The sequence below is a fragment of the Massilia sp. GCM10023247 genome (assembly GCF_042653325.1).
Classification (GTDB): domain Bacteria; phylum Pseudomonadota; class Gammaproteobacteria; order Burkholderiales; family Burkholderiaceae_D; genus Telluria.
The window spans coordinates 35,810-49,608 of sequence record NZ_JBHSIB010000022.1 but is presented as its reverse complement, the minus strand read 5'-3'; the positions used below and the strand labels follow the sequence as shown (position 1 = coordinate 49,608).

Here is a 13,799-nt window from a genome sequence, read left to right as displayed (position 1 = left end):
ATGGAAGGCCTGGCAAAGAATAGCGTCGTCGCCGTCATCGGCAGCGGCGCCATGGGTTCCGGCATCGCCCAGATCGCGGCGGCCGCCGGCCATCAGGTGCGCCTGTTCGACACCCGCGAGGGCGCCGCCGCGAAGGCCATCGGCGAGATCGGCAAGGTCTACGCCAAGCTGGCCGACAAGGGCCGCATGGGCGCGCTTGATGCCGATCTCGCGCGCGAGCGCCTGCAAGCGGTCGACAGTCTCGAGGGCGTGCGCGAAGCGGCGATCGTCATCGAAGCGATCGTCGAAAACGTCGAGGCCAAGCGCAAGCTGTTCGTCGACCTGGAAGCCATCGTCGACGAAGGCTGCATCCTGGCGACCAACACCTCCTCGATCTCGGTGACGGCGATCGCCGCACCCTTGAGCCGTCCGGAACGCCTGGTCGGCATGCACTTCTTTAACCCGGTGCCGCTGATGGCGCTGGTCGAAGTGATCAGTGGCCTGGCCACCGACAAGGCCGTGGCCGATACCGTCTTCGCCACGGCCCAGGCCTGGGGCAAGGATCCGGTGCATGCGAAATCGACACCGGGCTTCATCGTCAACCGCGTCGCCCGGCCGTTCTATGCCGAGGCATTGCGCCTGCTGCAGGAGGGCGCCGCCGATGCGGCCACGCTCGACGCCGTCATGCGCGAGGGCGGCGGTTTCCGCATGGGCCCCTTCGAGCTGATGGACCTGATCGGCCACGACGTCAACTTCTCGGTGACGCAATCGGTGCACGCCGCCTATTACGGCGACGGGCGCTTCACGCCCTCGGTGCTGCAGCAGGAAATGGTGAACGCCGGCTTCCTCGGCCGCAAGACGGGGCGCGGCTTCTATCGCTATGGCGACGACGCGGTGAAGCCAAGCGTGCAAACCGAGCCGGCCCAGCCGCGTCCGAACGCGGTGGCCATCAGCGTGGCGCGCGAAGTGACGACCAGCGTGCTGTCGCCGATGGAAGCGCGCCTGGCCGCCGCCGGCTTCACGGTCGCGCACCGCGAGCCGCTGCACGGCGCCGAGAAGAACGAGGCGCCGGCCTTCCATTGCAACGGCGCCGCGATCTTCCTGAGCGACGGCCGCAGCGCCACCGAGCGCGCCGCCGCCAATGGGCATGCGAACACGGTCGTCTACGACCTGCTGTTCGACCACGCGAAGGCGACGCGGATTGCCCTGGCGCGCGCCGACCAGTGCAGCGATGAGGCTTATCACGCCGCGGTCGGCCTGTTCCAGGCGGCCGGCTTCGAGGTCACGCGCCTGGACGACGTGCCGGGCATGGCCGTGATGCGCACCGTCGCCATGCTCGCCAACGAAGCGGCCGACGCCGTCAACCAGGGCGTCTGCAGCGCGCACGCGGTGGACATCGCGATGCAAAAGGGCGTGAATTACCCGCGCGGGCCGCTGGCCTGGGCCGATGCGGTCGGTATCGCGCACATCGTGACGACGCTCGCCAAGCTCGGCGCCACCTATGGCGAGGAGCGCTACCGCGTCTCGCCGCTGCTGCGCCGCAAGCTCGCCGCCAACCCAGCGGAGCCGCGTTTCCATGCAGTGTGATCCCCAGTCGCTGGCCGAACTGGCCGGCAAGACCATGTACGAGCGCGATCCTGCCAGCCAGGCGCTGGGCATGACCCTGGACGCGATCCGTCCCGGCTATGCGCGCATGGGCATGCGGGTACGCGCCGACATGCTCAACGGGCATGCGACCTGCCACGGCGGCTACATCTTCATGCTGGCCGACAGCGCTTTTGCCTTCGCCTGCAATTCGCACAATTTCAATACCGTCGGCGCCGGCTGCACGATCGACTACCTGGCGCCGGGCCGCGAAGGACAACTGCTGGTGGCCGAAGCCGTCGAGCAGGCCTTGCAAGGTAAAACCGGCGTCTACGACGTCACCGTGACGGACGGTGAAGGGCGCACCATTGCGCTATTTCGCGGCAAGTCGCACCGCGTGAGCGGCATGGTGGCCGACGTTCCCGCCTGATCCGACATCCCCGAAGGAGATCCAGATGGTCCAGCGTATTCCAATGCCAGGTGAGCTCGAACCGATCGAGCGCGCCAGCCGCGACGAGCTGCAGGCGCTGCAGCTCGAGCGCCTGAAGTGGTCGCTCTCCCATGCCTACGAGAACGTGCCGCACTACCGCCAGGCCTTCGACGCGGCCGGCGTGCATCCGAGCGACCTGAAGACGCTTGCCGACCTGGCGAAATTCCCGTTCACCGACAAGAAGACCCTGCGCGACAACTACCCGTTCGGCCTGTTCGCGGTGCCGCGCGAGCAGGTGGTGCGCGTGCACGCCTCGTCCGGCACCACGGGCCGACCGACCGTGGTCGGCTACACCAAGAAGGACATCGACACCTGGGCCGACGTGGTGGCGCGCTCGATTCGCGCGGCGGGCGGGCGTCCGGGCGACATGGTGCACGTCGCCTATGGCTATGGCCTGTTCACGGGCGGCCTGGGCGCCCACTACGGCGCCGAGCGCCTGGGCTGCACGGTGGTGCCGATGTCGGGCGGGCAGACCGAAAAGCAGGTGCAGCTGATCTGCGATTTTCAACCGTCCATCATCATGGTCACGCCCTCGTACATGCTCAACATCGTCGAGGAGTTCAAGCGCCAGGGGATCGATCCGGCCCGGTCCTCGCTGAAGGTCGGCATCTTCGGCGCCGAGCCCTGGACCGACGCCATGCGCCGTGCCATCGAACAGGAAGCGGGGATCGACGCGGTCGACATCTACGGCCTGTCGGAAGTGATGGGGCCGGGCGTCGCCAGCGAATGCATCGAGAGCAAGGACGGCCCGGTCATCTGGGAAGACCATTTTTATCCCGAGATCATCGACCCCGACACGGGCGAAGTGCTGCCCGACGGCGCCGAAGGGGAGCTGGTCTTCACCTCGCTCTCCAAGGAAGCGCTGCCGATCATCCGCTACCGCACGCGCGACCTGACCCGCCTGTTGCCGCCGACCTCGCGTTCGATGCGGCGCATGGGGCGCATCACGGGCCGCTCGGACGACATGCTGATCATCCGCGGCGTGAACGTGTTTCCGAGCCAGATCGAGGAACTGATTTTAAAAATGCCGGCGCTGGCGCCGCAGTACCAGCTGGTGGTGGCGAAAGAGGGCAACCTCGACACGCTGGCCGTGTTCGGCGAGTTGCGCGAAGCCGGCGCGCCGGCCGACACGGTCGAGGCGCTGTGCCGCGAACTCCAGCACTGCATCAAGACCTATGTCGGCGTGAGCACCAAAGTGACCCTGATGCCGCCGATGGGCATCGAACGCACGCTGACCGGCAAGGCCCGGCGCGTGGTGGACCAGCGTCCCAAGAATACCTGACGAGGAGACTGAATCATGATCGACGCATACATCTGCGATGCCATCCGCACCCCTTTCGGCCGCTACGGCGGCGCGCTCGCCTCCGTGCGCGCCGATGACCTCGCCGCGCTGCCGATCGCCGCGCTCATCGAGCGCAACAAGGGCGTCGACTGGTCCATGGTCGACGACCTGTACTGGGGCTGCGCCAACCAGGCGGGCGAAGACAACCGCAACGTTGGCCACATGGCCGGCCTGCTGGCCGGACTGCCGCCCGAGGTGCCGGGCAATACCATCAACCGCCTGTGCGGCTCAAGCCTGGACGCCGTGGGCCTGGCCGGCCGCGCGATCCGCGCCGGCGAAGCGAACCTGATCATCGCCGGCGGCTCGGAGAGCATGACGCGCGCGCCTTTCGTGATGGGCAAGGCCGATTCCGCCTTCTCGCGGGCGGCGAAAATCGAGGACACGACCATCGGCTGGCGCTTCGTCAATCCCTTGATGAAGGCGAAGTACGGGATCGACTCGATGCCGGAGACGGCCGAGAACGTGGCGCGCGACTTCAACGTCGGCCGCGCCGACCAGGACGCCTTTGCCATCCGCAGCCAGCAGCGCTGGGCACGCGCCAACGCGGCCGGGCTGTTCAAGGACGAGATCGTGCCGGTCACCCTGCATTCGAAGAAAGGCGAGTCGCGCGTGTTCGACACCGACGAGCACCCGCGTCCGGACACCACCATCGAAGCGCTGGCCAAACTGAAGGGCGTGGTCAGCCCGGACGGCAGCGTCACCGCCGGCAACGCCTCGGGCGTGAACGACGGCGCCTGCGCCTTGCTGATCGCCTCCAGCGCGGCCGCCGACCGCTTCGGCCTGACGCCGAAAGCGCGCATCGTCGGCATGGCCACCGCGGGCCTGGCGCCGCGCATCATGGGCTTCGGACCGTCGCCGGCGACCAGGAAAGTGCTGGCGCAGACGGGCTTGAGCATCGGCCAGATGGACGTGATCGAACTGAACGAAGCCTTTGCCGCCCAGGGCCTGGCCGTGATGCGCGACCTGGGCCTGGCCGACGACGCCGCCCACGTCAACCCGAACGGCGGCGCGATCGCCCTCGGCCACCCGCTGGGCGCCTCCGGCGCGCGCCTGGTGACCGCCGCCGTGTACCAGCTGCAGCGCAGCGGCGGGCGCTACGCGCTGTGCACGATGTGCATCGGCGTCGGCCAGGGCATCGCCCTCGTCATCGAGCGGGTGTAAGGAGAACCGAGGTGGTCAAAGTCTATGAAATCGACGGCGTGCGCCCGGTCGTCCACCCCAGCAGCTACGTGCACCCGACGGCCGTGCTGATCGGCGACGTCATCGTCGGCCCGCGCTGCTACATCGGCCCGCTCGCCTCGCTGCGCGGCGACTTCGGGCGCCTGATCCTGGAAGAGGGCGTCAACGTCCAGGATACCTGTGTGATGCACGGCTTCCACGATGGAGAGACCGTGATCGAAGTCGACGGCCACATCGGCCACGGCGCGGTGCTGCACGGCTGCCGCATCGGGCGCAATGCGATGATCGGCATGAACTCGGTCGTGATGGACAACGCCGTGGTCGGCGCGGAGTCGATCGTCGCCGCGATGAGCTTCGTGAAAACCGGCATGGTCATCCCGCCGCGCAGCATGGTGATGGGCATGCCCGCGTGCGTGACGCGCACGCTGCGCGACGACGAAATCCAGTGGAAGAGTTTCGGCACCCGCCAGTACCACGAGCTGGCGGTGCGTTCCCTGAACACCATGCGCGAGGTCGAGGCCTTCACCGAGATCGAAGCGAACCGCCCCGCCTTCGACTTCAGCGCCACCGGCAAACACGCCCCCAAAAAGTAGGGTGACACCTGTGTCCACGCGGTACGCCGCCTGCACACCACCCGCGCAAACAGTCCCGAGGAGACAACAACATGCCACAAGCAAGCACCCTGCAAAGCTGGATCGGCGGCCGCTGGATCGGCCAGGAAGCCCACACCCCCCTGCACAGCGCCCTCGACGGCCAGCTGGTCTACCACACCCACGCCGAGAAAATCGACTTCGACGAGGCGATCACCTATGCCCGCAAGACGGGCGTGCCGGGCCTGATGAAGCTCGACTTCCAGACCCGCGCCCAGCGCCTGAAGGCCCTGGCCCTGTACCTGATGGAGAGGAAGGAAGAGCTGTACGAGATCTCGCACCTGACCGGCGCCACGCGCGCCGACAGCTGGGTCGACGTCGAAGGCGGCATCGGCACCCTGTTCGCCTACGCGAGCATGGGCGGGCGCGAGCTGCCGTCCTCGAACGTGCTGCACGAAGGCCCGGCGATTGCTCTGGGCAAGCGCGGCGGCTTCGCCGGCACCCACATCCTGGTGCCGCGCGGCGGCCTCGCCGTGCACATCAACGCCTTTAATTTCCCGATCTGGGGCCTGCTCGAGAAATTCGCGCCGAGTTTTCTGGCCGCGATGCCCTGCATCGGCAAGCCCGCGACCGCGACCAGCTACCTGACCCATGCGGTGGTCAAGATGATGCATGAGTCGGGCCTGCTGCCCGAAGGCGCGCTGCAGCTCGTGATCGGCAGCACCGGCGACCTGCTGGATCGCCTGACCGGTTTCGATGCGGTGACTTTCACCGGTTCGGCCGACACCGCCGCCAAGCTGCGCGCCAACCCCAACCTGATCCGCGAATCGGTGCCGTTCACGGCCGAAGCCGACTCGCTCAACTGCGCGATCCTGGCGCCGGACGTCACGCCCGACGACCCGGAATTCGACCTGTTCGTGAAAGAAGTGGCGCGCGAGATGACCGGCAAGGCCGGCCAGAAGTGCACGGCGATCCGGCGCGTCATCGTGCCCGAGCAGCACGTCGATGCGCTGGGCCAGCGCCTGCGCGACCGGCTCTCGAAGATCGTGGTCGGCAACCCGAAGATGGAAGGCGTGCGCATGGGCGCGCTGGCCTCGATGGACCAGCACCGCGACGTGTCGGAACGGGTCGAGATGCTCGCGCGCGGCAACGAGATCGTCTTCGGCGCCCAGCACGGCTTCAACCCGGTCGGCGAAGGCTGCGCGAACGGCGCCTTCTTCGCGCCGACCCTGCTCCTGTGCCGCAACGCGGCGATCAACGCCGCCGTGCACGACATCGAGGCTTTCGGCCCGGTCAGCACGATGATGACCTACCGCGACATCGACGAGGCCCTGCACCTGGCCGCACTCGGCCGCGGCAGCCTGGTGACCACGCTCGCCACGAAAGATCCGGCGATCGCGGCGCACGCGGTGCCGATCGCAGCAAGCTCGCACGGGCGCGTGCACATTCTCGACCGCGAGGCGGCGGTCGACTCGACCGGCCATGGCTCGCCCTTGCCGCAGCTGAAGCACGGCGGCCCGGGGCGCGCCGGCGGCGGCGAGGAGTTGGGCGGCATCCGCGCAGTCAAGCACTTCCTGCAGCGCGCGGCGGTGCAGGGCTCGCCGACCATGCTGACCGCCGTCACCGGCGAGTATGTGCGCGGCGGCGCGGTCAAGGAATCGGAGATCCACCCCTTCCGCCGCCATTTCGAGGACCTGGAAATCGGCCACTCGCTGCTGACCCACCGGAGAACGGTGAGCGAAGCGGACATCGTCAATTTCGGCGGCGTCTCGGGCGACTATTTCTATATGCACTTCGACGAGATCGCGGCGAAAGACACCCAGTTCGGCAAACGCATCGCCCACGGCTACTTCGTGCTGTCGGCGGCGGCCGGCCTGTTCGTGTCGCCGGCGCCGGGCCCGGTGCTGGCCAACTATGGCCTGGACAACCTGCGTTTTGTCGCGCCGGTGGCGATCGGCGACACCATCCGCGCCCGCCTCACCTGCAAGCGCAAGGTCGACCGCAACCGTACCGACGAACTGGGGCGCGGGCAGGGCGTGGTGGCGTGGGACGTGCAGGTGACGAACCAGGACGACGAACTGGTGGCCAGTTACGACATTTTGACGCTGGTGCAGAAACGCGCCTGAGGACCGGGCCGTGCCTGAGGTTTCAGGCACGGCCTCGACTGGCAATGCTGTGCTTGCTGGGGAAGGGCGCGCTCGGCCTCGCCAGGCGCCTTACGGCCGGCCGGCAAAGGCGCGCGGGTGGCGCAAGCTGGCTTGGCAGGGCAGGGCCCTGCCGGATGTCAGCGCCGATTAACGACGCAGGTTCGAAGGCGCGCGGGACACGATCCGTTCGATCAGCGCCGCGTCTGCTCCTGCACAGCTCAGGAAGAGCCGGGCAGCACCGGCCCCTGCAACACCTTGAATGATTTGCGCCCGGTACACTGCTTGGGCCATTTCGAAATTCTTCCTGACATAACTCGCGCTCCTTGAAACAACAGGCGTGTCCCGGTAATACCGTTCTGGCGTCTCAACTGCGTGCAATACTGCATTGGTTGTCATGATGTTCTTCATTCCTCATAAATAGAGCGCCACGGCCCGCTCTGCCACAGCGAGACGATGAGCCGTCGCCAACGCATGCGCTGGCGCTCCAGATGGTCCTACTTCACTACGAAGTCAGCGATATGCCTGCTTTTGCAGGAAAATGCCGGCACTCGACCGTACCGGCGCTCCGCGCTTGGGCACGCCGAGAGCTCCCAATCATAGATGAGTTCTGCCGAGGGCGGCGCTTGATTGAAAGTCAACTCATTGCAAGTTTAGATGCACTAAGACAACTCTAATCGTGCAGCCAGGTGCAAGCACCGTTGTCTTGCGCACGCGTATTATTTGATGCAGCACAACAGCTAACGTCATGCGAGGCGCGCAAGGCCAAGGCGTGCATAATGTAGCCTGGAGCGACTAACAAAGCCTTCATGGCAAGGCGCGGCGTTGAAGACAGTACGCCTGTACGGCGAGACGCTGCAACGCAGCCATGGAGGTTTTGTTAGGCGCTCATCGTCGTCCCCTTCCAATGTCCTCACTTGCCATGGAGCGTGTATGTCGCGGTTAGACCTGAGCAGTATTCCCGTATTGAGCGGCACCGGTTATCCCGAAGCTTTCGCCGAGGCAGTCAACGGCCGCAGCCGGCAGGCGCTGGGCGAGGCGGGCGGCTTGACCCAGTTCGGCGTCAACCTGGTCGAATTGAAACCGGGCGCGGCCTCGTCGCAGCGGCACTGGCACACCCATGAGGACGAGTTCGTCATGGTCGTGTCCGGCGAGCTGACGCTCATCACCGACGAGGGCGAGACCTTGATGCGCGCCGGCGACTGCGCAGCCTTTCCGGCCGGGCGGCCGAACGGCCACCACCTGGTCAATCGCGGCTGGGGCAATGCCCTGTTCCTGGCGGTCGGCCCGAATGTGCCCGAGGACAAGGCCACCTACCCGGACATCGACCTGATGTACGACGGCGCCAGCGGCAGCTACACGCACAAGGACGGCACGCCCTACCCGCAGCGCGGCGATGCGGCCGTGCCCATGGGCAGCCCCGGTATCGAGGAGCATACGATCGGCCAGCGCGTGGTGCGCACCGATCCGCATCCGGAGGACCGCGGCTGAGCTGCCGCGGCGCTGCCTAGTCGAGCTTGCGCTCGTAGCGGTCGCGGATCACCTGGCTGATGAAGGTCGACAGGCCGCTGCCGAGCGTGGCCAGGCGCTGCATCTCGGCGATGTTGTCGGCGCCGGCGCTCTGGTCGGTGTACAGGTAGCGCTCGCCGCCGCTGAAACGCACCGTGATCGAGCGGTCGCCGATCTCGTAGGCGAGCACGCCGGATTCGCCGCTGAGGTTTTTGTAGCGTTGCATCACGTTCCCCTGCGCTAAGATCTTGTCGGGATTCTAGCGAGGGGAGGGAAGCGCGTCGGTGGTCGTCTTAACCGTGCGCGCAAGGCCGCCGGCTGCTCACACACCCAGCAGCTCGATGCAGGCAAGGCTGATCGCACCCAGGCCCAGCAGCGAAGACACGACCACGGCCACCACCTTGCCGCCGGCGCGCAGCACGGCGCGGGCGTCGACGCCGAGCCCGAGCGCCGCCATCGACATGACCGTCAGCAGATTCGCCGCCGCATGCGCCGGCCCCAGCGCCGCTTGCGGGATCCAGCCCAGCGTACGCAGGCACAACAGCAACAGGAAGCCGAGGATGAACCAGGGCACCAGGTGCGCCAGCGACGGGCGGGCAGGGCCGTTGCCGCGGCCGAACACCGACAGGAACAGCACGACCGGCCCCAGCATCAGCACCCGCACCAGCTTGACCAGGGTGCCGATGTGCACGCTCGCAGCCGACACCGGACTGGTCGCCGCCAGCACCTGCGGCACCGCGTAGACGGTGAGGCCGGCGAACACGCCGTACTGCACCGGCGTGAACGCGAGCAGCTCGACCAGCAGCGGCAGGCCCAGCACCACGACGACCCCGAGCACCGCCGTAAACGCGATCGATGCGGCCACGTCCTTGCCGTCGGCATCGATGACCGGCGCCACCGCGGCAATCGCCGAGTTGCCGCAAATCGAATTTCCGCAGGCGATCAGCAAGGCCAGCTTGTTCGGCAGGCCGGCGGCGCGCCCGATCCCATAACTCAGCAGGATGGCGAGCACGACCACGGCGGCAATGCCGGCGATCAGTTCCACGCCGTTTTCCAGCAAGGCACCGGCGCTCACCGATGCGCCCAGCAAGACGACGGCGATCTCGAGCAGCAGCTTGGCGCCGACCTGGATGCCGGGCTCGAAACGCGGGTCGAGCGCATGCAGCGTGCGGATGCCGGTGCCGAGCAGGATGGCCAGCACCAGGCTTTCAAGCCAGGCCCGTCCGAAGAGCTGGACTTCGAGCTGTTCCAGCAGCGACGCTGCCAGGGTGACACCGGCGCACAGCAGCAGCCCGGGCAGGGCGGTGCGCAAGGAAGAGAAAGCGGTCTTCATCGTTTTTCTTATATCGATATACGTTGACCGCATAAGTATGTCCTGCGGGAATCGTTCGGTCCATCTGATAATATTGAACGATTCATTCACCTGAAGCGAACGATGACCCTTGAGCAATTGCGTATCTTTGTCGCCGTGGCCGAACGCCAGCACCTGACCCAGGCGGCAGCGGCCCTGTCCCTGACGCCGTCGGCCGTGAGCGCGTCGATCAAGGCCCTGGAAGAGCGGTATGGCACCACCTTGTTCCACCGGATCGGCCGGCGGATCGAGCTCAGCGAAGAGGGCAGCATCTTCTGCGAGGAAGCGCGCCGCACGCTGGCGAGCGCGCGCGCCGCCGAGGCGACGCTGGCCGAGCTCGGCGAATTGCGGCGCGGTTCGCTGTCGATCCACGCGAGCCAGACCATCGCCAGCTACTGGCTGCCGGCGGTGCTGGTGCGCTTTCGCCAGGCCTACCCGGCGATCGACCTGCTGCTGGAGATGGGCAATACGGAGAACGTGGCGCGGGCGGTGCTGGAAGGCGTGGCCGACCTCGGCTTTGTCGAAGGCGCGATCGACGATCCGGCGCTGTCGAACGAGGCGGTCGGAGAGGACAGGATGGTGATTGTGGTCGCGCCCGGGCACCCCTGGGCGGACGGGCGCGCCTTGCAGGCGTCGGACTTGCGCGCCGCGCGCTGGATCTTGCGCGAGCCCGGTTCCGGCACACGCTCGGCCTTCGAAGCGGCGCTGGCCGCGCAGGGCATCGCGCCCGGCGAGTTGCAGGTGGCTCTCGGCCTGCCCGCAAACGAGGCGGTGCGCAGCGCCGTCATGGCCGGGCCGTTCGCCACCGCCATGTCGGAACTGGTGGTGGCCTCGCAGTTGCAGGCGGGTTTATTGAAAACGGCGAATTTCGAGCTGCCGGTGCGCAGCTTTTCCTTGCTGCGGCACCGGGCGCGTCACCGCAGCCGCGCGGCGGCGGCCTTCGAGGCGTGCATGCGCGGCGACGAACCGACCTGAATCGGATCAGCCCTTCAACTGCCCGCGCACCCGTTCGATCGCGCGGCGCACCTGGTTCGGCGCGGTGCCGCCCACGTGGTCGCGCGCCGCTACGGAACCTTCCAGCGTCAGCACGGCAAACACGTCGTCCTCGATCAGCGCAGAGAATTCGCGCAGGCGCTCGAGCGACATTTCCGACAGGTCGCATTGGGCAGCGTCGCAGGCGCGCACGGCATGGGCCACGGCTTCGTGCGCGTCGCGGAAGGGCAGGCCCTTCTTGACCAGGTAGTCCGCCAGGTCGGTCGCCGTCGCATAGCCTTGCAGGGCGGCGGCGCGCATGTTGTCCGGCTTGACGGTGATGCCGCCGGCCATGTCGGTGAAGATGCGCAGCGTGTCGAGCACGGTGTCGACGGTGTCGAACAGCGGTTCCTTGTCTTCCTGGTTGTCCTTGTTGTAGGCCAGCGGCTGGCCTTTCATCAGGGTCAGCAGGGCGGTCAGGTGGCCGTACACGCGGCCGGTCTTGCCGCGCGCGAGCTCGGGCACGTCCGGGTTTTTCTTTTGCGGCATGATCGACGAGCCGGTGCAGAAGCGGTCGGCGATGTCGATGAAGCCGACCCGTGGGCTCATCCACATGACCAGCTCTTCCGACATGCGCGATACGTGCATCATGATCAGGGAGGCGGCGGCCGTGAATTCGATCGCGAAATCGCGGTCCGAGACGGCGTCGAGCGAGTTGTGGCAGACGTCCTCGAAGCCGAGCGTCTTGGCCACGCGCAGGCGGTCGATCGGGAAGGTGGTGCCGGCCAGGGCCGCGGCGCCCAGCGGCAGGCGGTTCACGCGGCGGCGCGCGTCGAGCATGCGCTCGGCATCGCGCCCGAACATCTCGACATAGGCCAGCATGTGATGGCCGAAGGTGATCGGCTGCGCCACCTGCAGATGGGTGAAGCCCGGCATGATGGTGTCGTAGTTGCGCTCGGCAAGGTCCGTCAGCGCGGCGCGCAGGCGGTTCAGCAGGTCGACCACGTCGTCGATCGCGGCGCGCACGTACAGGCGGATGTCGGTCGCCACCTGGTCGTTGCGCGAGCGGCCCGTGTGCAGGCGCTTGCCGGCGTCGCCGACCAGTTCGGTCAGGCGCTTTTCGATGTTCAGGTGGACGTCTTCGAGGTCGAGCAGCCATTCGAAGCTGCCCGCCTCGATCTCGCTGCGGATCTGCGCCATGCCGCGCTCGATCTCGGCGCGGTCGCCGGCGCTGATGATGCCCTGCGCGGCCAGCATCTCGGCATGCGCGAGCGAGCCTTCGATGTCGAACATGGCCAGGCGCTTGTCGAAGAAGACGGAGGCCGTGTAGCGTTTGACGAGATCCGATACGGGTTCGGAGAAGCGTGCCGACCAGGCTTCGGCTTTTTTGGAGAATTGTTCGGTCATGGTGGGTTCCGGTTGATTTACTGGATTATAAACGCGCACCCTGTGCACTGCCTGACAGGCGCCATCGTAGCCACATGACAAGGAAGCGAAAATCAACGATGATTCGATTGTTTAACTTGTGCAAGGTGGAGAGAACGATGAAACGATGGATCACGCTCGGGCTGGCCGCCGCGATCGCAGGCAGCACAGGCGCAAGCCTGGCGCAGCCGCTGCACCCCGTCCCGGCGCCTGCGGCCGCGGCAAAGGAGCGGGACGGCGCCTCGGTCGACGCCATCGTCACCGCCTTGTACGACGTGATCTCGGGCCCGGCCGGCGCGCCGCGCAACTGGAACCGCATGCGCGCCCTGTTCGCGCCCGACGCCAGGCTGATGATGATCGCGCCGCGTCCGGACGGCGGCTTCGGCCTGCGCGCGATGACGGTCGAGGACTACATCAGCCGCAACATGAGCGCCTTCACCTCGAACGGCTTCTTCGAGCGCGAAATTTCCCGCACCACCGAGTCCTTCGGTCAGCTGGTGCACGTGTTCAGCACCTACGAGCTGCTGCGCTCGCCTCACGACGCCACGCCTTTCATGCGCGGCATCAACAGCATCCAGCTGGCCCATGACGGCCGGCGCTGGTGGATCGCCAACCTGGTCTGGCGCGCGGAAGACGGCGCTCTGGCGCTGCCCGATCGCTACCTGCCGGGGCATCAGCCAGCGCCGGCGCAGTAAGGCGCCAATCGAATCTTAACGTTTATACAAACGGCGCTAGAATTGGGTTTTTCGCCAGCGTGGCCAGCCCATGACTACCAACGACTCCAGTTTCGAGGTCAGCACCGACCAGGCACGGCTCGACATTCCGGTGATTCACCGCTTCCTCAGCGAGCAGTCGAGCTGGGCGGTGGGCATCTCGCGCCCGCTTGTCGAACGGGCCATCGAAAACTCGCTGTGCTTCGGCGGCTACCTGGACGGCCGCCAGATCGCCTTTGCCCGCGTGATCACCGATTTCGCGACCTTCGCCAACCTGGTCGACGTCTTCGTGCTGCCGGAGTACCGCGGCCACGGCTACGGCAAGCAACTGGTGGCCGCCGTGCTGCGCCACCCGAGCCTGCAACGCCTGCGCCGTTTCATGCTCGCCACGAACGATGCGCAGGGTTTGTATGAACGCTTCGGTTTCGTCACGCCGCGCAATCCGGAAACGCTGATGGAGCGTTACTTCCCGAACATTTATCTCTCCTGAGCGGCCTCAACACGGCGACAAGTTTCTCGAA

14 protein-coding genes are annotated in these 13,799 nt (G+C 66.8%); 10 read left to right on the top strand and 4 right to left on the bottom strand.

Going from position 1 to position 13,799, the window contains the following annotated elements; translation table 11 throughout:
* The 6 genes from ACFPAH_RS16995 (at position 1) to paaZ (ending at position 7,290) form a co-directional block, all read left to right on the top strand.
* Positions 1-1,566: a 3-hydroxyacyl-CoA dehydrogenase gene (locus ACFPAH_RS16995; RefSeq protein WP_379747652.1), complete on the top strand. Its 1,566-nt coding sequence runs from the start codon at positions 1-3 to the stop codon at positions 1,564-1,566.
* Positions 1,556-1,993: a hydroxyphenylacetyl-CoA thioesterase PaaI gene (paaI, locus tag ACFPAH_RS16990; RefSeq protein WP_379747650.1), complete on the top strand. Its 438-nt coding sequence runs from the start codon at positions 1,556-1,558 to the stop codon at positions 1,991-1,993. Before ACFPAH_RS16995 ends, paaI begins: the two co-directional genes overlap by 11 nt.
* Positions 1,994-2,018: 25 nt before the next feature.
* Positions 2,019-3,335 carry a phenylacetate--CoA ligase PaaK gene (gene paaK / locus ACFPAH_RS16985; RefSeq protein WP_379747646.1) on the top strand — a complete coding sequence of 439 codons (1,317 nt, stop codon included), beginning with the start codon at positions 2,019-2,021 and terminating at the stop codon, positions 3,333-3,335.
* A gap of 15 nt (positions 3,336-3,350) precedes the next feature.
* Positions 3,351-4,556 carry a 3-oxoadipyl-CoA thiolase gene (gene pcaF / locus ACFPAH_RS16980; RefSeq protein ID WP_379747644.1) on the top strand — a complete coding sequence of 402 codons (1,206 nt, stop codon included), beginning with the start codon at positions 3,351-3,353 and terminating at the stop codon, positions 4,554-4,556.
* Between the two features lie 11 nt (positions 4,557-4,567).
* The gene (locus ACFPAH_RS16975; RefSeq protein ID WP_379747642.1) at positions 4,568-5,167 is read left to right on the top strand and encodes a phenylacetic acid degradation protein PaaY; all 600 of its coding nucleotides are present in this window, start codon (positions 4,568-4,570) and stop codon (positions 5,165-5,167) included.
* A 71-nt stretch (positions 5,168-5,238) separates the two neighbouring features.
* Positions 5,239-7,290, top strand: a complete 2,052-nt coding sequence (paaZ, locus tag ACFPAH_RS16970; protein WP_379747640.1) for a phenylacetic acid degradation bifunctional protein PaaZ — start codon at positions 5,239-5,241, stop codon at positions 7,288-7,290.
* Between the two features lie 168 nt (positions 7,291-7,458).
* Here paaZ and ACFPAH_RS16965 read toward each other — a convergent pair whose 3' ends face one another.
* Positions 7,459-7,719 (bottom strand): hypothetical protein, encoded by a 261-nt coding sequence (locus tag ACFPAH_RS16965; RefSeq protein WP_379747638.1) that lies wholly within the window; start codon positions 7,717-7,719, stop codon positions 7,459-7,461.
* Positions 7,720-8,241: 522 nt separating this feature from the next.
* Between ACFPAH_RS16965 and ACFPAH_RS16960 the strand changes: the two genes are divergently transcribed.
* Complete coding sequence (locus ACFPAH_RS16960) at positions 8,242-8,799, top strand: cupin domain-containing protein (RefSeq protein WP_379747636.1); 558 nt, start codon at positions 8,242-8,244, stop codon at positions 8,797-8,799.
* A gap of 16 nt (positions 8,800-8,815) precedes the next feature.
* Here the strand turns inward: ACFPAH_RS16960 and ACFPAH_RS16955 are convergent, their stop codons facing one another.
* Both ACFPAH_RS16955 and ACFPAH_RS16950 read right to left on the bottom strand, forming a co-directional pair.
* Positions 8,816-9,043, bottom strand: a complete 228-nt coding sequence (locus ACFPAH_RS16955; protein WP_379747634.1) for a hypothetical protein — start codon at positions 9,041-9,043, stop codon at positions 8,816-8,818.
* 96 nt (positions 9,044-9,139) lie between these two features.
* Positions 9,140-10,150: a YeiH family protein gene (locus ACFPAH_RS16950; protein WP_379747632.1), complete on the bottom strand. Its 1,011-nt coding sequence runs from the start codon at positions 10,148-10,150 to the stop codon at positions 9,140-9,142.
* A gap of 102 nt (positions 10,151-10,252) precedes the next feature.
* Here ACFPAH_RS16950 and ACFPAH_RS16945 point away from each other — a divergent pair, with 102 nt between their 5' ends.
* Positions 10,253-11,143 (top strand): LysR substrate-binding domain-containing protein, encoded by an 891-nt coding sequence (locus ACFPAH_RS16945; RefSeq protein ID WP_379747630.1) that lies wholly within the window; start codon positions 10,253-10,255, stop codon positions 11,141-11,143.
* Positions 11,144-11,149: 6 nt separating this feature from the next.
* Here the strand turns inward: ACFPAH_RS16945 and argH are convergent, their stop codons facing one another.
* Positions 11,150-12,547 carry an argininosuccinate lyase gene (argH, locus tag ACFPAH_RS16940; protein ID WP_379747628.1) on the bottom strand — a complete coding sequence of 466 codons (1,398 nt, stop codon included), beginning with the start codon at positions 12,545-12,547 and terminating at the stop codon, positions 11,150-11,152.
* A gap of 137 nt (positions 12,548-12,684) precedes the next feature.
* On the opposite strand from argH, the gene ACFPAH_RS16935 reads away from it, so the two are divergent.
* Both ACFPAH_RS16935 and ACFPAH_RS16930 read left to right on the top strand, forming a co-directional pair.
* Complete coding sequence (locus ACFPAH_RS16935; RefSeq protein ID WP_379747626.1) at positions 12,685-13,260, top strand: hypothetical protein; 576 nt, start codon at positions 12,685-12,687, stop codon at positions 13,258-13,260.
* A 70-nt stretch (positions 13,261-13,330) separates the two neighbouring features.
* Positions 13,331-13,768, top strand: a complete 438-nt coding sequence (locus ACFPAH_RS16930; RefSeq protein WP_379747624.1) for a GNAT family N-acetyltransferase — start codon at positions 13,331-13,333, stop codon at positions 13,766-13,768.
* Positions 13,769-13,799: the final 31 nt, after the last annotated feature.